Below are 17,170 nucleotides of genomic sequence, written 5' to 3' on the forward strand. Positions count from 1 at the left end.
GACGAAACCTTTAACGCTTTTCCTTACTCTGTGTTGCTGTAAAGCTCACGTTATATACTTTGGCCTCGCGTAAGGCTTGTTTCACTTCTGCGATGGTTTTCATCTTTGTGTCTTTGTCCGCTTTTATCGATGCCGTGAGCTCTTTTGCTTCCTCAGGTGTGCACGAGGCACGTTCGGCTGCAACATATTTTCTCAACTCAGATAGGGGAATAACTTTGTCGTTAAACTGCACGATTGTGGCTTGCGTTTTGTCGGCGCGTTGTTTCTCTATCGGTTTACCTATATATATATGCATCGTTGTTGACTTCTTGGCCAGTCTATTCAATTCCTTTCCCTGCGGTACTTGGTAGCGTACCTTCACCGTAACGTTACGCATGTGGGTAACGATCATGAAGAAAAACAACACCGTAAATATCAAGTCGGGCAGCGACGAGGTGTTGAGAGCGGGTATTTCGCGACTTCTTCTGCTTCGGCGTATCATAATTCTGGCGCGTTAGATTTCTTGTTGTCGAACGATTCCACCAAGCGTTGGGGCATCAGTCGGTTTACTTCGTCCTTCTCTTCGGCTGAACATAGTGTGTAAGGATGTCGGTACATCTTTACGGCCAGCTGATTTTTAAGCAGGTTAAAAGTAGATACGATGACGTCTTGAACATGAAAATAAGTGTCGTAATTAGCGTTTTCGCTTGCTTGAAGTTGTATCAGGTGATTTCTTCCCCTGCGTGCCACAAAGCTTTTTAGTTTACTTTTCAGTTCTTCGAGTGTGCTAGGAACATCGTCTACAACAATCTTATTGTCGCCCGTAATGTACACCTTAATGATGTTCTCCTTGTTCACAATGCTTTCTTCTTGCTTATCTTTCTCCATGGGTGGTAGCTTCCGAGCCAACCCCTTGTCAAGATCCATCGATGTGGTAACAAGGAAGAAGATGAGCAACATAAATGAAATGTCGGCCGTTGAGGTGGCATTGAGTTGCGGAACAGTTCTTTTTCGTCGGGCAAACATGGGCTTATCCTCCTTTTATCTTTTGCGATAATAACGCGTGAACCCAAATACAACAGCGGCAAAAGCTACGAAGAGCAAAATGCCGATGGTGTAGATAAACATGTCTGAAAGTTTGAGCATGAGTTTGTTAGAGAACAACGACCCATTGACAACCAACTCGGCAGACGACCCGAAGAGCAAAGTAAGCAACAGAATGACAGCCGTACCCGCGAAAACGGCATAGGAAATGGCACGACTAGGGACGTTATTCACGGTTCCATCGCTTTTTCCTACGGCTTTCACACCCTTAAATGCGCTCCAAAGAGCGCATGTCACAGCTAGAAAGAGAAGCACATACATGGTGTCAATCACCACGCCTGTGAACATGGGTGCATTGAGATCGGGGTTGTAAATGTAAGGTATATCGTAGCCCACCACATAAAACAACCCGAAAACAACGACGCACAAACCCACCAACACGTAGAAAACGCGTTGCGAGAGCCGTTCGGCAGGGATGTTACTGAGGTTTAACTTTCTCATTTCGACAGTTTATGTTTCATGATCGAGTCGAGTAATGTGATAGACGACTCTTCCATCTGGGCCACCAAATGCTCTATTTTAGAGAGTATGTAATTGTAGAACACTTGTAGCACTAATGCCACAATGATACCAAAGATAGTGGTGATAAGGGCTACCTTCATACCGGCAGCCACCACGGGTGCACTGATGTCGCCCGCTTGTTCTATCTGGTCGAAGGCCATTACCATACCGATAACCGTGCCAAGGAAGCCCAGTGAGGGGGCCATCACAATGAAGAGCGTTATCCAAGAGCATCCTTTTTCGAGATTAGCCGATTGAACGGTGCCATAAGAAACGATTGAACGCTCGATGTTGTCTATCGTTTCGCTAATGCGTGCCAATCCTTGGTAGCATATCGAAGCCACAGGTCCGCGTGTATTTCGACATTGTTCCTTAGCTGCTTCGATGTCGCCAGCACTTATCTTGGCGTCAAGGTCGGCCATAAAACGCTTGGCGTTAATCTCCGAAAGACTTAGATAAATGATGCGTTCGATGCAGAAAGCCAGACCCAACACCAACGCCAAGGCCACGAGCGACATAAAGCCAGCGTTACCTTCGATGAATTTCACCTTGAGTGATTGGTGCAATCCCATGCCTTCTTCTGTGTCAGCAAGGTTTAAGTCGGTGCTGGGCAATGGAGCGACAAGCGTGTCTGGCATTGCCTTTGCCGTATCTTTGGCCTGCGCTTGTGTGCTAACAGTATCGGCTGTCTTTGCCGAGCGCGATGGAGGTGCTTGGGTTTTGGCTTGCGCTTGCAGCTCTCCTGTTATCGCAAAGAGCAGCATGGCCGTGAGTAATAAATAGCTTAACTTGTGTTTCATTGATGCTGTCGTTGTTGGTGCGTCATGTCTGGGCACCGTCTTTCTTCTCTTAATGGGGTTTAAATTTATTTGCAAATGTAGTGATTTAAAAGCAATTATTGCTTGTTTCGCCTCGTGTTTCACTTGTTTTTAGCAAGTATTAATCTTTCGTCTTGTGCAAAGGTGTGATGTCGTAGACGAACGAACGGGGCGCAATGGGTTCGTAGCAAAAGACGTTCACTTTTGCGTCATTCGTCTGTTTTGGGTGTCTCTTGCTGATTGTTTTTGACCTTTCTTGGTAGGCCATCTAGGCGAACCTTCCATGTTTCGCCTTGTTTCACCAGTTGCAAGGGGAATGTGGCGCTTTCTTTCAGTCTGCCAGGCTTGCCAATAGAATCGAGGATGAAGAAGTTTTCTACATTCAACGCCACTTCGGCAGCAATGCCTTTCGAATCGCCTTGGGTTATTTCGTAGGAATAAGTGAAGTTCTGGGGCAGGTCTTTCATCTGTTCCAAGTCTTCGGGTTGCACCTGACTGGCTGCGAATTGTAGCCATTTCTTCGAGTCGGGTGTGCAAAAATGGGCGGCTTTGTCGAGTCGCCAATTGAAGAAATAAACGGCGAACGAATCTACACAACCGTTAAATTGGGGCGAAAAGGCAACCTTGCGCACGTCGCAACCAACGAGTAGGGTGGGGAGGAGCAATGCGCACAGGGCGAGGATCTTTTTCATGAGTCTGTCATTTTAGTAAAGACAAAGGTAGGAAAAACTTTGGTTATATCGTGCTTTTTCCCTAATTTTGTGGAAAACTTTAAACACAGGATGTTGAACTTCATTTCGTTGGGCAGCGGTAGCAGCGGCAATTGCTATTACTTATATACAGAAACAGAGGGACTTCTCATAGATGCAGGCGTTGGTATTCGCACCTTAAAGAAACATTTTCGTGAATACGGTCTTTCGCTTGCTCATATACAAAACGTTCTAATCACACACGACCATGCCGACCATGTTAAGTCTGTTGGCAGCCTTAGTCGTGATTATGGGTTGCCAATCTATGCCACCCATCGCGTGCACGTGGGTATTGAGAAGAACTATTGTGTGCGCTGCAAGGTGAGTCCCGAGCGGTTGAAGTTGGTTGAGAAAGGTGTAACGTTCCGTTTGGGCAGCTTCACCATCACGCCGTTTAACGTTCCGCACGATAGTTTAGACAATGTGGGTTACGAAGTGCGTTATGATGACATTGTGTTTTGCCTACTTACCGATGTGGGAGAAGTAACCGACGAGATGAAACCTTTTATCAATGCGGCCAACTATTTGGTGATTGAAGCCAACCATGATGTGGAAATGCTTTCCGATGGACCTTATCCACGTCACCTTAAAGAACGTATCTTGGGCAAAACGGGCCATCTTAGCAATATAGAATGCGCTGAAACCTTGGCGCAAAACGCATCGGAAAAGCTTCGCCACGTTTGGCTTTGCCACCTGAGTGAAGAAAACAACCATCCCGAATTGGCAAAGAAAACTGTGGAACAAACCTTACGCAGCTATGGTATTGTGGCTGGTAAGGACTTCGAATTGGAAGTGTTGAAGCGTAAAAGTCCAACAGGCGTGTATGAGTTAAAATAAAGCCGAGTTCGCTTTGTTATTGTTTTCTTACCTTTGCTACATTATTTGGACACTCTTCGCGCGCGCGTATTAATTAATGAGTAGCTGAGTTTGGTAGAATGGCTAACCGGTTCTCTTTGTGTGATCGTTTGTGTTGTGTATCCCCTTTAACAACCAATAGCGATGCCATTAAATAGGTGTTAGAAAACGTTTCTAGGTTTCTCACCGTGTTACAGCTATTTGGTACGGCTGTTCCATGTCATCTGGAACCGCGTTCCATATCATCTGGAACTCTGTTCCATGTCACATGGAATGGTGTTCCAGATGATATATAACAAATCGTGAGCATAAAAAGTTCGGTTTAAGGGTTGGTTTCGCGATTTGTAAGCGGCGATCTTTAAGCATCTTGTATTTCATTGGTTATGCTCGATAAGTTGTGCAATGCAGCTTTGTCATGTTAGACCTCGACTTTCTCCTTCTTGGCTTTTCCGTTTCGTCATCAACAAATCTCTCCCTGATATGCAATTTTTATGGCATCGATACGTTATACCAAGGATGAACCGTTACGTTATATTGATTTGTGCGACCGTGTTGTCGCTGTTGTCTATGAGCCTGAACGCCCAGACGTTTACGCTGCAAGGGCGCGTCACCGACGAGAAACTGTCGCCCATTGAGCTAGCCACTGTCTCGGTGTTGAGCCAGGGCAAGGTGACGCTTACCTCTTTGAAGGGCGAGTTTAGTCTCACTTTACACTCGGCCGATTCGGTGGTGGTGAAGTTTTCCATGATTGGCTACAAAACCAAAACACGTGTTTTGAGGAATCCGCGAGGAAAACAGACGTTACAAGTGGTGTTGCACGAGGGTGATAACACGTTGGGAGAGGTGAGCATTACTGAAATGCGACGCCAGACGGGACAAACGCAAGAACTGAAAAAGGATGCTAACAAGCTTGCCCCAACAGCTAGCGGGAATGCCGTGGAAGAACTGATACAGGCACAAGCGGGTGTATCTACCCATAACGAACTTTCATCTCAATATAATGTTCGTGGTGGAGCGTTCGACGAAAATAGCGTATATATTAATAATGTAGAGGTGTATCGACCCTTCTTGGTGCGCAGCGGACAACAAGAAGGACTGTCGGTTATCAATCCCGACTTGGTAGAGAAGATCGGGTTTTCTACGGGCGGTTATGCCGCTAAGTATGGCGACAAGATGTCGTCGGCATTAGATATCACCTACAAACGTCCTACACGGTTCGAGGGTTCTTTGGCGTTGAGTCTGCTTGGAGGCTCGGCTTACGTGGCACTGGGCAGCAAAACGTTTTCATGGAGTAATGCCGTGAGATATAAAACAACCAAATATCTGCTTGGCTCGCTTGAAACAAAGGGCGAATATAGTCCCAATTTCTTTGACTATCAAACCTATCTTAGCTATATTCCCAATAAGCGTTGGCAGATAGATTTTATAGGCAACATATCCAACAACCAATTTAATTTTGCGCCTGCCGACCGCGAAACAAAGTTTGGCACGATGCAAAATGTGCGCTCGTTCAAGGTTTATTTCGACGGACAAGAGAAAGACTTGTTCCGCACTTACTTCGGTTCGTTAAGTGTCAAACGTAACTTTGGCGACGCTACATCGCTCGCTTTGGTGGCTTCGGCCTTCCAAACCAAAGAGAAAGAAACCTACGACATACAAGGACAATACTGGTTAACACAGACCGAAACAAGTGAAAACCTAGGCGTTGGTACGTATTTTCAACACGCTCGCAACTTTTTGCAGGCACGTGTAACAAGCTTGAAGTTGGTGTTTGCCCATAAATCGAAGCAACACGAGGTGGAAAGTGGCGTGACGTTAAAGCGCGAACACATCGAGGAACGCAGTCGCGAGTACGAGATGCGCGACTCCAGCGGATACAGCATACCACATACAGGCACCGACTTACACCTTATCTATTCGCTTAGAGCTAGAAACCAGCTTGACGCAAATAGGGTGGAGGCCTACGTTCAAGACACTTACCGCTTTGGAGGCAAAAACGAGAATACGCGTTATACCCTTAATTACGGCGTCAGAATGAGTCATTGGGGCTTTAATAAGGAAACAATCGTCAGTCCGCGCGTGTCTTTGGGCATCGTTCCCGCCTTTAACACCAACCTCACCTTTCGTTTCGCGGCGGGCCTTTATTATCAGGCCCCATTCTTTAAGGAACTGCGTGACACCTCAACAGTGAACAACGAGACTCGCGCCACACTCAATCAAAAGATAAAGAGCCAACGTTCGGTGCACGTCATTGCCGGTATGGACTATCGTTTTAATGTGTCGGGTCGTCCCTTTAAGTTTACGGGCGAGTTGTATTATAAGGCTTTAAGCAACCTTGTGCCTTACAGCGTGAACAACGTGAAGGTGGTTTATTATGGCGATAACCTGAGTAACGGACATGCGGCAGGTATCGACCTGAAACTCTATGGCGAGTTTGTGCCAGGCACCGACTCGTGGATTAGCCTCTCGTTGATGAATACCCGCATGATGCTAAATGGCAAATCGCTGCCTCTTCCTACCGACCAACGCTATTCGTTGAACATGTTTTTCACCGACTATTTTCCAGGAACCGACCGCTGGAAGATGTCGTTGAAGTTGGCTTTTGCCGACGGACTGCCGTTCTCCACTCCGCATCGGCAGTTGGAAAACCACTCGTTCAGGGCTCCCGCCTACAAACGTGCCGACATCGGTATGAGCTATCGCCTACTGAACAATGAACAAAGGGATAGGAAATCGCCCTTTAAAAACGTTTGGTTGGGTGTGGATTGCCTGAACCTTTTCGGTATAAACAACGTAAACAGCTACTTTTGGATAACCGACGTAACCAACCAACAGTATGCTGTACCTAACTATCTTACCGGTAGATTGATAAATGTGCGTGCGCTTTTCGAGTTCTAACGAAGCTTTGGAAAACCGCTAATGCTTGTCTGACAAGCAGAAAAATATACTGGGCAAAACATGTAAAGGACAACAAAAGGGGCATAAAATTAGATTATTACATTCCTTTTGTCTAACTTTGCAGATATTTTTGAGAATAAGGAAACAATTAAATAACTTATGAGCAGACAAATAGAAAAAATCAAGGAGCTTATCGCCAAGCGCGAGCAAGCCCGTCTTGGTGGTGGCGAGAAAGCTATCGAAAAACAACACGCACGTGGCAAATACACCGCTCGCGAGCGTATAGACATGCTTGTAGACGAAGGTAGCTTCGAAGAATACGACATGTTTAAGCTGCACCGCTGCCACAACTTCGGTATGGAAAAGAAACAATACCTTGGCGACGGCGTGGTTGCTGGCTCGGCAACTGTTGACGGAAGGCTCGTGTATGTATATGCGCAAGACTTCACGGTGAATGGTGGTTCGCTCTCAGAAACAATGTCGCAGAAGATTTGTAAGATAATGGACATGGCTATGACCATGGGTGCACCCGTTATTTGCATGAACGACTCGGGAGGCGCACGCATACAGGAAGGCATCAACGCACTTGCTGGCTATGGCGAAATTTTTGAACGCAACATCCTTGCAAGTGGTGTAATACCCCAAATTTCGGGTATTTTCGGTCCGTGTGCAGGTGGTGCCGTGTATTCGCCAGCACTTACAGACTTCACCCTAATGATGGAAAACACGTCGTATATGTTCCTTACTGGCCCCAAGGTGGTTAAGTCGGTGACTGGCGAAGATGTGGATTCGGAGAACCTTGGTGGAGCTTCGGTACACGCAACGAAGAGTGGTGTAACACACTTCACGGCCAAAACCGAAGAGGAAGCCATGGATATGATAAAGAAGCTGTTGAGCTATATCCCCTCGAATAACACCGAAGAGGCTCCGCGCGTGGCTTGCGACGACCCCATCAACCGCATGGATGACAGTCTGAACGACATCCTTCCCGACGACCCCAATAAGGCTTACGATATGTATAAGGTGATTACGGCTATCACCGACAACGGCGAATTCTTCGAGGTTCAACCTAAGTTTGCCAAGAATATCATCACTGGCTTTGCTCGTTTCAATGGCCAAAGCGTGGGTATTGTGGCTAATCAGCCCTCCGCTTACGCAGGTGTGCTAGACGTGAATGCATCTAGAAAGGGTGCACGCTTCGTGAGATATTGCGACGCTTTCAACATTCCTATCGTTAGTTTGGTAGACGTTCCGGGCTTCCTTCCTGGTACAGGACAGGAATACAACGCTGTTATCTTGCATGGTGCACAGCTACTTTACGCCTACGGAGAGGCTACTGTGCCTAAGATTACTATCAACTTGCGTAAGAGTTATGGTGGTAGCCACATCGTTATGGGCTGTAAGCAACTTCGCGCCGACCTTAACTTTGCTTGGCCAACAGCTGAAATCGCCGTTATGGGTGCATCTGGTGCCGTGGCCGTTCTTTGTGCAAAGGAAGCTAAGGATAAGAAAGATGCGGGCGAAGATGTAAAGGCTTTCTTGGCCGAGAAGGAAGAAGAGTACACCGAGATGTTTGCCAATCCGTACCAAGCGGCACAATATGGCTACATCGACGACGTTATCGAACCACGCAACACGCGTTTTCGCATTTGCCGTGGCTTGGCCCAACTCGCAACCAAACGTCAGAGCTTACCCGCTAAGAAGCATGGTTGCATGCCGATGTAATAGGCAAGGCAAGTTGCAATAATTATTTATCATTATCAAGTTATGGCTACGAAAGACAAGAACATCTATGCTGCCATCGCACTGGCACTTCACGAGTTCAAGGGCAATAACGTGCACGACAAAGAGCCTGGCTTCATCACAATCAAGAAGCGAGACACCCTTTGGAATGCCAAGTTCCTTTCAATGACACAAAAACCATAAAGCAAAGTATGAAAGAATACAAATATACCATCGATGGAAAAGAATATAAGGTGGCCATCGGTGACATCGAAGAGAATATCGCAGAGGTAACGGTTAACGGCGAAAGTTTCAAGGTTGAGATGGAGCCAGAGGCCGAACCCGAGAAGAAAAAGGTGGTTTTGGGTGCACCCGCAGCATCAGCTGCCACCGAAGAGAGTGCTGCTCCTGCCGCTAATGTTAATACGGCCAATGCCATTAAGGCTCCTCTGCCTGGCGTAATCACCGAAATTAAGGTGGCCGTTGGCGACACTGTTGCCGCTGGCGACACGCTCGTTGTGCTCGAAGCGATGAAGATGGCCAACAACATCGAGGCTGAAAAGGCTGGTAAAGTTACAGCCGTTTGTGTTAAGCAAGGCGAAAGCGTGCTTGAAGATACTCCGCTTGTTGTGGTGGAATAAACGGCAAATGTTTGCTTTTGCGTCATCAAACGCAAAGGCAGACTAAAAAAGATGAGCATGCAAAAGGTTTAAGTACAACCTTATTTGCAAGCTCATCTTTTTTATGTAGTTAGAAAAAGGCGGCCACTTTCCTATTGATGGGCATTGGCCAACGTCGCTATTATCTGCTATTTGGATACCTTATTGTTTTCGGGAAACACCACGGTGGGCTTAAAAAGCTTTGCCTCTTCAAAGTCCATGAGGGCATAAGACATGATGATAACCGTGTCGCCCACCAATACCTTACGAGCAGCTGCTCCGTTAAGGCATATCTCGCCACTGCCACGTTCGCCCTTAATGATGTAGGTTTCAAACCTCTCGCCATTATTGTTGTCTACAATCTGCACCTTTTCGCCTGCAATCATGTTGGCAGCATCCAGCAAATCTTCGTCTATGGTGATGCTACCCATGTAATTGATGTTGGCCTCGGTAACCGTCACACAGTGCAGCTTTGATTTCAACACTTCGATAAGCATATTCTTTTATCCTTTATATTTAATGTGGTCAATTAATCGAATGGGTGTTTCGCCACAATAAACGGTGATGCAACCAACCACGTATGGGCTGTCGTTCCAATTATCGAGGTCGGTCAGTGTTAGGCCATCAACGATGGAGAAGTATTCCACTTCCAGTCCCTCGTGTGCGTTTATGTCGCTTATAACCCAGTTTCGCGTTTCTTCAAGCGTAAGGGTCTTAGCCTTGTCAAGGCTTTCCCTTAATGTTTTGTAGATGTTGGCGGCCAGCTTGCGCTCATTGGCGGTAAGCCTTTCGTTCCTCGAACTCATCGCTAAGCCACTTTCTTCTCTCACGATTGGGCATTCAACGATCTCGATGCTGCTACCCACAAACTCCACTAAACGTTTTATCACGGCAATCTGTTGCCAATCTTTCTCACCGAAATAAGCTTTGTCGGGCTGCACGATTTCGAACAAACGACTCACCACCTGACATACGCCGTTGAAATGTCCTGGGCGTTTTGCGCCCTCCATCACCGTTGTTACGGGTGGAAAATCAAACACGCGCGTATCGGGAGTTGGGTAAATCTCGTCCACCGAAGGAGCAAACACGTAGTCGGCACCCATCTTCTCGAGCATCTCACAGTCGGCCTCCAAGGTTTGGGGGTAATGTTCAAGGTCGCTTTTGTCGTTAAACTGTGTGGGGTTAAGGAAAATGCTAACGACAGTAACGTCGTTATCTTTCACCGAACGCTCCACCAATGACGCATGTCCAGCATGCAAAGCACCCATCGTAGGTACGAAACCGATGGTGGAATGTTGTTTCCTATCCCAAGACAAGGCATCTTGCAGGTCTACAATCTTTGTAAAAACTTTCATTGCTATGTATCTTCTAAGCGCATGCAAAATAACTGCTTTTTTCTTAAATAAGAAAGAATATCATTAAAAATATACCAAAAAGCAATGCCATGAACTTCAAATAGCAAGCGTTTCGCCCTGTTTCTCAATGTTTTTTTGTACCTTTGTAGTCGGTTTTAAGAAGTGGGATGCAAGCCATCCTATCAAAACAAAGTCAAGTATGTCAAAAAAAATCTTATTCATTAATCAGGAGATAACCCCGTATGTTCCCGAAACGGAAATGTCTCTAATGGGCTACAATGTGCCACTTAACGTCCAAGAAGCGGGCTACGAGATACGTACGTTCATGCCTAAGTGGGGAAACATCAACGAACGACGCGGACAACTCCACGAGGTAATACGCCTTTCGGGTGTTAATCTCATTATCGACGAAACCGATCACCCACTTATTATCAAGGTGGCGTCTATTCCCTCGACAAGGATTCAGGTGTATTTCATTGACAACGATGACTATTTCATGAAGCGCCAGATGGCTCTCGACGAAAACGGAGCACCTTATGCCGATAACGGACAACGTGCTATCTTCTTCGCCAGAGGTGTCTTGGAGACCGTTAAAAAACTGCGTTGGAACCCCGACATCATTCATTGCCAAGGCTGGATGGCTGCATATATCCCTGTGCTTATCAAGAAGGCGTTCAAAGACGAACCCGCTTTCGCCAATACAAAAGTAGTGACCTCGCTATTCAACCATGGTTTGGAAGGACAGCTAGGGCAAAACTTTAAGAAGACATTGGAGTATAAGTCGATAAAGGGAACTGCGCTATCAGAGTTTAACAGCGAGTTTGATTACTGTGAACTGGAAAAGTTGGCCATCGCTTTTAGCGACGGTGTGATTGAAGGCAGCGAGGGAATAAAGCAGACTTTGCTAGATTTTGCCGACCAGAAGGGCATTCCCGTGTTGAAATATCCTGGTCAAGACTTTACCGGACCTTATCAAAAGTTTTACGAGGCGATTTATCCCGAAAAGTGATGTATGCCTCTTCCCATTCTATACACTGAACGAACATGAACTTAAAAGCAATTATTCCTATCGCCTTCATGGCGCTTGCCATCGTAGGTTGCGACGATAACACCGGCACATTGGGCAACTCGCTCATCAAGGATGGCAGCTTTATGGTAGCCACCGACTCGTTTGCGGTAGCTAGTAGCACTGTGGCTGTTGACTCGGTGCTATCTAAAAACACCATCGCTTATCTTGGATATGTGCGTGATCCTGAAACAGGTTCGTACATAACTGGTGACGGAATGATACAGTTGCACAGCTTAGCCGACCTTGGTTTGCCTGTAAAAGACAGCATCGTTAGCAGGCTAGGCCGTGATATTATTGCCGATTCGTGCGAGCTGTTCTTGCCTCTTGCCAAGTCGTATGGCGACTCAACGAGGGTGATGACATTCAATTTGCATGAGTTGCAGAAGCCTATGCTTGAGACAAGGGCCTTTTATACCAACTTCGACCCTGAGGCTAATGGCTATCTACGCACCACTAATGCAATTAATAAGGACGTGAGCTACACGCTAACATCTAAGGCAGGTAAGTCTAAAGGCATTCTTATTCGTATGAACGAAGAGTACGTGGCCAAAGACGGAACGCCTTACAACAACTTCGGTTCGTACATATTGCAGACCTATTATAAGCATCCTGAGTATTTCAAGAATACTTATAGCTTCCTCACCAATGTGCTTCCCGGCTTTTATCTCAAGCATAAGGGTGGGCTAGGAGCAATGGCACATGTGGAAGGTAGCTTGCTCAACGTGTTCTATCGTTCGAAGATTAAGGGCAAGGACTCTACCACTTGGGTATCGTTTGCTGGTACCGAAGAGGTTTTACAGCATACCAAGATAACCAATACGGCGGCTAATGCCACTTTGCTTGCCGATAGCAAGTACACTTATCTGAAAACGCCTGCGGGCTTCTTCACGCAACTTACCATCCCCGTAGAGGAGTTGGAGCGTGGCCATCATGGCGAAAACATCAACTTGGTGAAGCTATCGGTACCACGTGTCAATAACTCTACACAAAGCGAAAACGCTCTTGATGCAGCTACAAACGTGTTGCTGTTGCCTGTAGACAGTGTGGACAGCTTCTTTAAGCAAGACATATTGATGGACAATAAGGTGTCGTTCTTGGGATCGCTAGTGGCCAATACCTACACGTTTAACAATATCGCCAATGTGATAAACGTGATGAAGAAAGCCGATCGCAATAATCCCAACTGGAATAAGCTGATGATTGTGCCCGTAACCGTTTCTACGGTCACGCGTCGTTCGCAGTCGGGTGGCAACGAAACGGTAATCACAAAGATTGTGCATAACATGTCGCTAACCAGCACCAAGCTGCTTAAAGGCACTAGTGCACAGGATAGTCCCATCAAACTTAGCGTGATTTACACCAAGGTTCAATAACCCAAAGGTGTTCAGGGATGGCCGACAATTTTATAGAGAACAAGAATCAAGAATACGAGGAGCGAAAAAAGAAATGGCTGAAAAGCCAACAACGTTATCCCGTAAACTTGCCTGGAAACAGGAAGAAGACATAACTCAGGCTGTATTTTCAAAGCGAGTGGTGTTTCAAATGCCTCATTTAGGAAATACGCCTACGTAAAAAGGAGGATCGAATTATGCGTTTCCTCCTTTTTACGTTTATCATTTAAGAAGGAAATAAACACAATGGCAGTATCGTCTGTGCAACTAGACTTGATGGAGTTTGTAGAACAAAACATCCTTCCACGTTATAATCAGTTCGACCGCGCGCACAACATGGCTCATGTTATGCGAGTGATAAAACGTGCGTTGGTATTGGCCCAGAAGATTGGAGCTGATGTCAACATGGCATACGTGGCTGCTGCCTACCACGATTTGGGCCTTGAAGGTCCGCGGGCAATACACCACATCACCAGTGGAAAGATATTAATGGCCGACCAACGCTTGCGTAAATGGTTTACCAAAGAGCAACTCGTTACGATGAAAGAGGCCGTTGAAGACCATCGAGCATCTAGTTCGCGTTCGCCTCGAAGTATCTATGGTAGGATAACTGCCGAGGCCGATAGGGACTTAGAACCAGAAGTGGTGTTCAGACGAACCGTACAATATGGCCTAACCCATTATCCCGAATTGGGAAAAGAGGCACAGTGGGAACGCTTCGACCGACATCTTACAGAGAAATATTCTAACTCTGGCTATATCAAATTGTGGATACCAGGGTCGATAAACGAGCAATATCTCAACGAAATTCGCAATATCTTGCCCAACAAAATACTGTTACGCCAATGGTTCGACCGTCTATTTGAAGACGAAACACATTGAGAGATGATATTAAGGCTTGTTTTAAAAACTGCCTAAAAAGTTATTCCTTGCGTGCTATATATCAATGTGCTGTGGTCGATGAAATAGTGAATTACCCACGAAAAGCAATAGCAAGCCTACATCGTTAAGGCTTCTAATACCCAGGTTTTACATATTTCCTAAGCCCATTTTTCATACTTTGTTAGGGCGAAATTCGTTACGCGTTTCGCTACAAAAGGGCTTGTAGTCACGCTACAGACAAGTTGTACTGACACTACAAACAAATTGTAGCCACACTACAAGCAAATTGTAGCTACACTACAAGCAAATTGTAGCTACACTACAAGCAAATTGTAGTGACACTACAAAAGGTTTGTAGCCGCCCTACCAACTCTTTGGTAGGCAGCGTTATGTCTGTTTTTACCATTTTTTTAGGTCGTAATTTGCCCAGCGATTATTTGGTAATATCGCTGAAAACGCTTACCTTTGCACTGCAAAAAGAGACAGATATGGGGGTTGTATCGATTTGATTGGGGTACTCTTCAAAATAAAATCGAAAACCGAGAAGAATTCTTTTGCTAATGGCGGGCCACGACCTTCGGGTTAGCTGTAAAGCCGGTGGATTACAAAGGCGGGGAACTCTCAAATCATGTATAGCTCAGAGTTTTCATCACATCATCGGTACGACCCTTTTTTATATTAGGCAGGAGTTTCTTCCTGCCTATTTTTTTGAAGCTCGCGATTTATTATTATACGATTACCAATTAAAGAACTTGCAATATGTTTTCAGGCATAGTAGAAGAGATGGCTACGTTGGTGGCTATGAAACGATATGAAGAGAATATCGACTTTACGTTTAAGTCTACCTTCACCCATGAGTTGAAGATAGACCAAAGCGTTGCGCACAATGGCGTGTGCCTAACGGTTATTGAGTTGGATGGCGACAACTACACGGTTACGGCTATGAAAGAAACCTTGATTAAGTCGAACCTCAGACTGCTGGAGGTGGGAGACAAGGTGAACATTGAGCGTTCGATGAAAATGAATGGCCGACTAGACGGACACATCGTGCAGGGACATGTGGACACCACGGCAACATGTATAGCAATGGAAGACGCGGAAGGCTCAACCTATTTTACCTTCGAATATGCTTTTAATCCCGAACAAGTAGGCCGCGGATATTTCACGGTAGATAAGGGTTCGGTTACTGTTAATGGCGTGTCGCTTACGGTGGTGAGTCCCACCGAATGTACGTTTAAGGTGGCCATTATACCTTACACGAGAGAAAACACCAACTTTTGCGACATCAAAGTTGGGTCGGTGGTGAACTTAGAGTTTGATATCTTGGGCAAGTACATCGCCCGCATGCAAAGCCTTTCAGGAAAATAATCAAGTGTTTACTGCTCGGCACGAGCCGTAATGGCACATTTTCCCTTATCTTATGTCCGTGTTCGAGTCTCGAAAGAAACGCCCTTATTTCTTCTTTCGGGGCTTGGGCTCGGGTAAATCTTTGTAGGTTTCCTTCACAATTTCGGCTAAAACCTCGTGGTCTTCAAGGTCGGAAATGTAGAAATAATCTTTTGCGCCTGGATAGGGAGGACGTAAATCAATGGATTTAAGTTTCTTTTTACCGGCCTCGGTGGGTTTGATGTAGAGACAATCATCACACAATAGACCGAAGATTTTGCCGTTGCAATAGATGCCATATTCGCCAAACATCTTCTTAATCGTAATATCTCCTGCCGTAGAACATTGGTCTACGACGTATTGAACAAAGTCTGTGGTACAAGCCATGTGTGGTTTTGTTTTTAGTTATTGTGGGTGATGATGCCTTATTTACCAGCTGGCGTGTTGACAAGTTGAAGAGAGAATGGCCCTTATCAAGAACTCAGAGCACTCTTCTTTATATTATATGCACTTGTCAACACGTCAATCAGAACGTTTACTCTTGTTGTATTGCTCGTCAATTTTGCCGCTCGCCGTTAAGATATACCTCGCGAATAACAGGCGTGGTATAGGCGTAGGGAATAAATGCAATAGAGGGAATGGGGTGGGTAATGTAGAAGTTTGCTACCTTGCCAATGGCAATTGACCCATAATCGGCACTTAGGCCCATAGCGTATGCACCGTTGATGGTGGCCGCATTAAACGCCTCTTCGGGTAGAAGTCGCATCTTGATGCAAGCCAACGATACAACAAACTTCATGTCGCCCGATGGTGTTGACCCTGGATTATAGTCGCTTGCGATGGCAGGACCAAGGCCTGCGCTAATCATTTTGCGCATAGGCGCAAAGGGAATGTTGAGGAAGAACGAGGTGCCAGGCAATGCCGTAGGCGACGTTTCGGTGCCAATCATCATGGCAATGTCTTCGTCGGTCATACTCTCTAAATGGTCAACGGAGAGGGCGTTGTGTTTAAGTGCTACCTCAACACCGCCACTTGGTGCCAATTCTTGTCCGTGTATCTTGCCACGCATGCCATGTCTTGCAGCGGCTTGCAGTATGCGTCCCGTCTCTTCGGGCGTGAAAAAGCCCTCGTCGCAGAACACGTCTACAAAGTCCGCAAGCCCTTCTGCTGCCACGGCGGGTATCATTTCGTTCACCACGAGGTCTACATAAGCACTTTGTTGGCCTGCATACGCCCTGCCCACAGCATGTGCACCAAGGAAATTTGATACCACTTTAAGTGGCGAGGTTTGTTTGATACGGCGTATAACGCGGAGCATTTTCAGTTCGTCTTCGGTGTTCAGGCCATATCCGCTCTTTATTTCCACACAGCCTGTGCCTTTGAGCATCACTTCGTGAACGCGTTTCATCGACTGTTCGAATAGTTCGTCTTCGCTCATCTCGTGCAGTTTGTCAGCACTGTTGAGGATGCCGCCGCCCCGTTTGGCAATCTCGGCATACGACAAGCCATTGATTTTGTCGACAAACTCATTTTCTCTGCTGCCTGCATTGACAATGTGCGTGTGCGAATCGCAGAACGATGGCATCACCGTTCCACCTTCGGCATCTATCCTTTTCACATCGGCTGCAAGCTGTGGTAAGCTTTCCATCGAACCAAAGTCGGCAATCCTACCATCTTTTATAAGTAAATAGGCGTTGTCTAACGTTTCGAACTGAGCCATTTCTTTACCTTGCAGGCGCAAGCGACCCTTGCGGTCGATGCCGCCAAGGGTCGCTATGTTGTAGATTAATGTGGTTGCCATC

The 17,170-nt window shown here is 46.2% G+C and carries 18 protein-coding genes; 9 read left to right on the forward strand and 9 right to left on the reverse strand.

All coding sequences use genetic code 11. The features are described 5' to 3' along the window. Positions 1–10: 10 nt before the first annotated feature. The 5 genes from F453_RS0100770 to F453_RS0100790 all read right to left on the reverse strand — a co-directional run bounded on the left by F453_RS0100770 (position 11) and on the right by F453_RS0100790 (position 3,094). Positions 11–481: an ExbD/TolR family protein gene (locus F453_RS0100770; RefSeq protein WP_018966286.1), complete on the reverse strand. Its 471-nt coding sequence runs from the start codon at positions 479–481 to the stop codon at positions 11–13. After that, entirely contained in the window at positions 478–1,005 is a 528-nt protein-coding gene (locus F453_RS0100775) for an ExbD/TolR family protein (protein WP_018966287.1), read from the reverse strand. Before F453_RS0100775 ends, F453_RS0100770 begins: the two co-directional genes overlap by 4 nt. Positions 1,006–1,020: 15 nt before the next feature. Then, positions 1,021–1,524, reverse strand: a complete 504-nt coding sequence (locus tag F453_RS0100780) for a hypothetical protein (RefSeq protein ID WP_018966288.1) — start codon at positions 1,522–1,524, stop codon at positions 1,021–1,023. Next, a complete protein-coding gene (locus tag F453_RS0100785) occupies positions 1,521–2,384 on the reverse strand; it encodes a MotA/TolQ/ExbB proton channel family protein (protein WP_026292400.1) in 864 nt (287 codons plus the stop codon). The genes F453_RS0100780 and F453_RS0100785 overlap by 4 nt, the downstream gene beginning before the upstream one ends. A 227-nt stretch (positions 2,385–2,611) precedes the next feature. Then, complete coding sequence (locus F453_RS0100790) at positions 2,612–3,094, reverse strand: hypothetical protein (RefSeq protein ID WP_018966290.1); 483 nt, start codon at positions 3,092–3,094, stop codon at positions 2,612–2,614. Positions 3,095–3,184: 90 nt separating this feature from the next. On the opposite strand from F453_RS0100790, the gene F453_RS0100795 reads away from it, so the two are divergent. From F453_RS0100795 to F453_RS0100815, 5 genes are all read left to right on the forward strand, one after another. Beyond that, positions 3,185–3,988, forward strand: coding sequence for an MBL fold metallo-hydrolase (locus F453_RS0100795; protein WP_018966291.1), 804 nt, complete (start codon positions 3,185–3,187; stop codon positions 3,986–3,988). 534 nt (positions 3,989–4,522) lie between these two features. Then, positions 4,523–6,904 (forward strand): TonB-dependent receptor, encoded by a 2,382-nt coding sequence (locus F453_RS0100800; protein ID WP_018966292.1) that lies wholly within the window; start codon positions 4,523–4,525, stop codon positions 6,902–6,904. A gap of 159 nt (positions 6,905–7,063) precedes the next feature. Next, positions 7,064–8,629 (forward strand): acyl-CoA carboxylase subunit beta, encoded by a 1,566-nt coding sequence (locus F453_RS0100805; RefSeq protein WP_018966293.1) that lies wholly within the window; start codon positions 7,064–7,066, stop codon positions 8,627–8,629. Positions 8,630–8,671: 42 nt separating this feature from the next. Then, a complete protein-coding gene (locus F453_RS15775) occupies positions 8,672–8,830 on the forward strand; it encodes a hypothetical protein (protein WP_009229805.1) in 159 nt (52 codons plus the stop codon). Between the two features lie 8 nt (positions 8,831–8,838). Then, entirely contained in the window at positions 8,839–9,267 is a 429-nt protein-coding gene (locus F453_RS0100815) for a biotin/lipoyl-containing protein (protein WP_009235345.1), read from the forward strand. Positions 9,268–9,434: 167 nt separating this feature from the next. Here the strand turns inward: F453_RS0100815 and panD are convergent, their stop codons facing one another. Further along, a complete protein-coding gene (gene panD / locus F453_RS0100820) occupies positions 9,435–9,782 on the reverse strand; it encodes an aspartate 1-decarboxylase (RefSeq protein WP_009235346.1) in 348 nt (115 codons plus the stop codon). A 6-nt stretch (positions 9,783–9,788) separates the two neighbouring features. Then, entirely contained in the window at positions 9,789–10,640 is an 852-nt protein-coding gene (gene panC / locus F453_RS0100825; RefSeq protein ID WP_018966294.1) for a pantoate--beta-alanine ligase, read from the reverse strand. A gap of 199 nt (positions 10,641–10,839) precedes the next feature. Between panC and F453_RS0100835 the strand changes: the two genes are divergently transcribed. From F453_RS0100835 to F453_RS0100860, 4 genes are all read left to right on the forward strand, one after another. Next, on the forward strand, positions 10,840–11,649 hold the full coding sequence (locus F453_RS0100835) for a glycogen/starch synthase (protein ID WP_025789832.1): 810 nt from the start codon (positions 10,840–10,842) through the stop codon (positions 11,647–11,649). 35 nt (positions 11,650–11,684) lie between these two features. Continuing rightward, positions 11,685–13,082, forward strand: a complete 1,398-nt coding sequence (locus tag F453_RS0100840) for a DUF4270 domain-containing protein (RefSeq protein WP_009235349.1) — start codon at positions 11,685–11,687, stop codon at positions 13,080–13,082. A gap of 264 nt (positions 13,083–13,346) precedes the next feature. Then, on the forward strand, positions 13,347–13,982 hold the full coding sequence (locus tag F453_RS0100850) for an HD domain-containing protein (protein ID WP_018966298.1): 636 nt from the start codon (positions 13,347–13,349) through the stop codon (positions 13,980–13,982). 759 nt (positions 13,983–14,741) lie between these two features. After that, complete coding sequence (locus F453_RS0100860) at positions 14,742–15,350, forward strand: riboflavin synthase (protein WP_018966299.1); 609 nt, start codon at positions 14,742–14,744, stop codon at positions 15,348–15,350. Positions 15,351–15,434: 84 nt separating this feature from the next. Here the strand turns inward: F453_RS0100860 and F453_RS0100865 are convergent, their stop codons facing one another. Together F453_RS0100865 and hutI are read right to left on the reverse strand one after the other, a co-directional pair. Then, complete coding sequence (locus F453_RS0100865) at positions 15,435–15,755, reverse strand: TfoX/Sxy family protein (protein ID WP_018966300.1); 321 nt, start codon at positions 15,753–15,755, stop codon at positions 15,435–15,437. Positions 15,756–15,924: 169 nt separating this feature from the next. After that, positions 15,925–17,169, reverse strand: coding sequence for an imidazolonepropionase (gene hutI / locus F453_RS0100870; protein WP_018966301.1), 1,245 nt, complete (start codon positions 17,167–17,169; stop codon positions 15,925–15,927). Between the last annotated feature and the right edge of the window lies 1 nt (position 17,170).

The organism is Hoylesella loescheii DSM 19665 = JCM 12249 = ATCC 15930 (assembly GCF_000378085.1).
In the GTDB taxonomy this organism is placed as follows: domain Bacteria; phylum Bacteroidota; class Bacteroidia; order Bacteroidales; family Bacteroidaceae; genus Prevotella; species Prevotella loescheii.

Coding starts and splice junctions, on each gene's coding strand:
- F453_RS0100805 (WP_018966293.1), top strand. CDS start 7,064: ATGAGCAGACAAATAGAAAAAATCAAGGAGCTTATCGCCAAGCGCGAG.
- F453_RS0100835 (WP_025789832.1), top strand. CDS start 10,840: ATGTCAAAAAAAATCTTATTCATTAATCAGGAGATAACCCCGTATGTT.
- F453_RS15775 (WP_009229805.1), top strand. CDS start 8,672: ATGGCTACGAAAGACAAGAACATCTATGCTGCCATCGCACTGGCACTT.
- F453_RS0100815 (WP_009235345.1), top strand. CDS start 8,839: ATGAAAGAATACAAATATACCATCGATGGAAAAGAATATAAGGTGGCC.
- F453_RS0100790 (WP_018966290.1), bottom strand. CDS start 3,094: ATGAAAAAGATCCTCGCCCTGTGCGCATTGCTCCTCCCCACCCTACTC.
- F453_RS0100795 (WP_018966291.1), top strand. CDS start 3,185: ATGTTGAACTTCATTTCGTTGGGCAGCGGTAGCAGCGGCAATTGCTAT.
- F453_RS0100865 (WP_018966300.1), bottom strand. CDS start 15,755: ATGGCTTGTACCACAGACTTTGTTCAATACGTCGTAGACCAATGTTCT.
- F453_RS0100770 (WP_018966286.1), bottom strand. CDS start 481: ATGATACGCCGAAGCAGAAGAAGTCGCGAAATACCCGCTCTCAACACC.
- F453_RS0100800 (WP_018966292.1), top strand. CDS start 4,523: ATGAACCGTTACGTTATATTGATTTGTGCGACCGTGTTGTCGCTGTTG.
- hutI (WP_018966301.1), bottom strand. CDS start 17,169: ATGGCAACCACATTAATCTACAACATAGCGACCCTTGGCGGCATCGAC.
- panC (WP_018966294.1), bottom strand. CDS start 10,640: ATGAAAGTTTTTACAAAGATTGTAGACCTGCAAGATGCCTTGTCTTGG.
- panD (WP_009235346.1), bottom strand. CDS start 9,782: ATGCTTATCGAAGTGTTGAAATCAAAGCTGCACTGTGTGACGGTTACC.
- F453_RS0100780 (WP_018966288.1), bottom strand. CDS start 1,524: ATGAGAAAGTTAAACCTCAGTAACATCCCTGCCGAACGGCTCTCGCAA.
- F453_RS0100850 (WP_018966298.1), top strand. CDS start 13,347: ATGGCAGTATCGTCTGTGCAACTAGACTTGATGGAGTTTGTAGAACAA.
- F453_RS0100775 (WP_018966287.1), bottom strand. CDS start 1,005: ATGTTTGCCCGACGAAAAAGAACTGTTCCGCAACTCAATGCCACCTCA.
- F453_RS0100840 (WP_009235349.1), top strand. CDS start 11,685: ATGAACTTAAAAGCAATTATTCCTATCGCCTTCATGGCGCTTGCCATC.
- F453_RS0100860 (WP_018966299.1), top strand. CDS start 14,742: ATGTTTTCAGGCATAGTAGAAGAGATGGCTACGTTGGTGGCTATGAAA.
- F453_RS0100785 (WP_026292400.1), bottom strand. CDS start 2,384: ATGAAACACAAGTTAAGCTATTTATTACTCACGGCCATGCTGCTCTTT.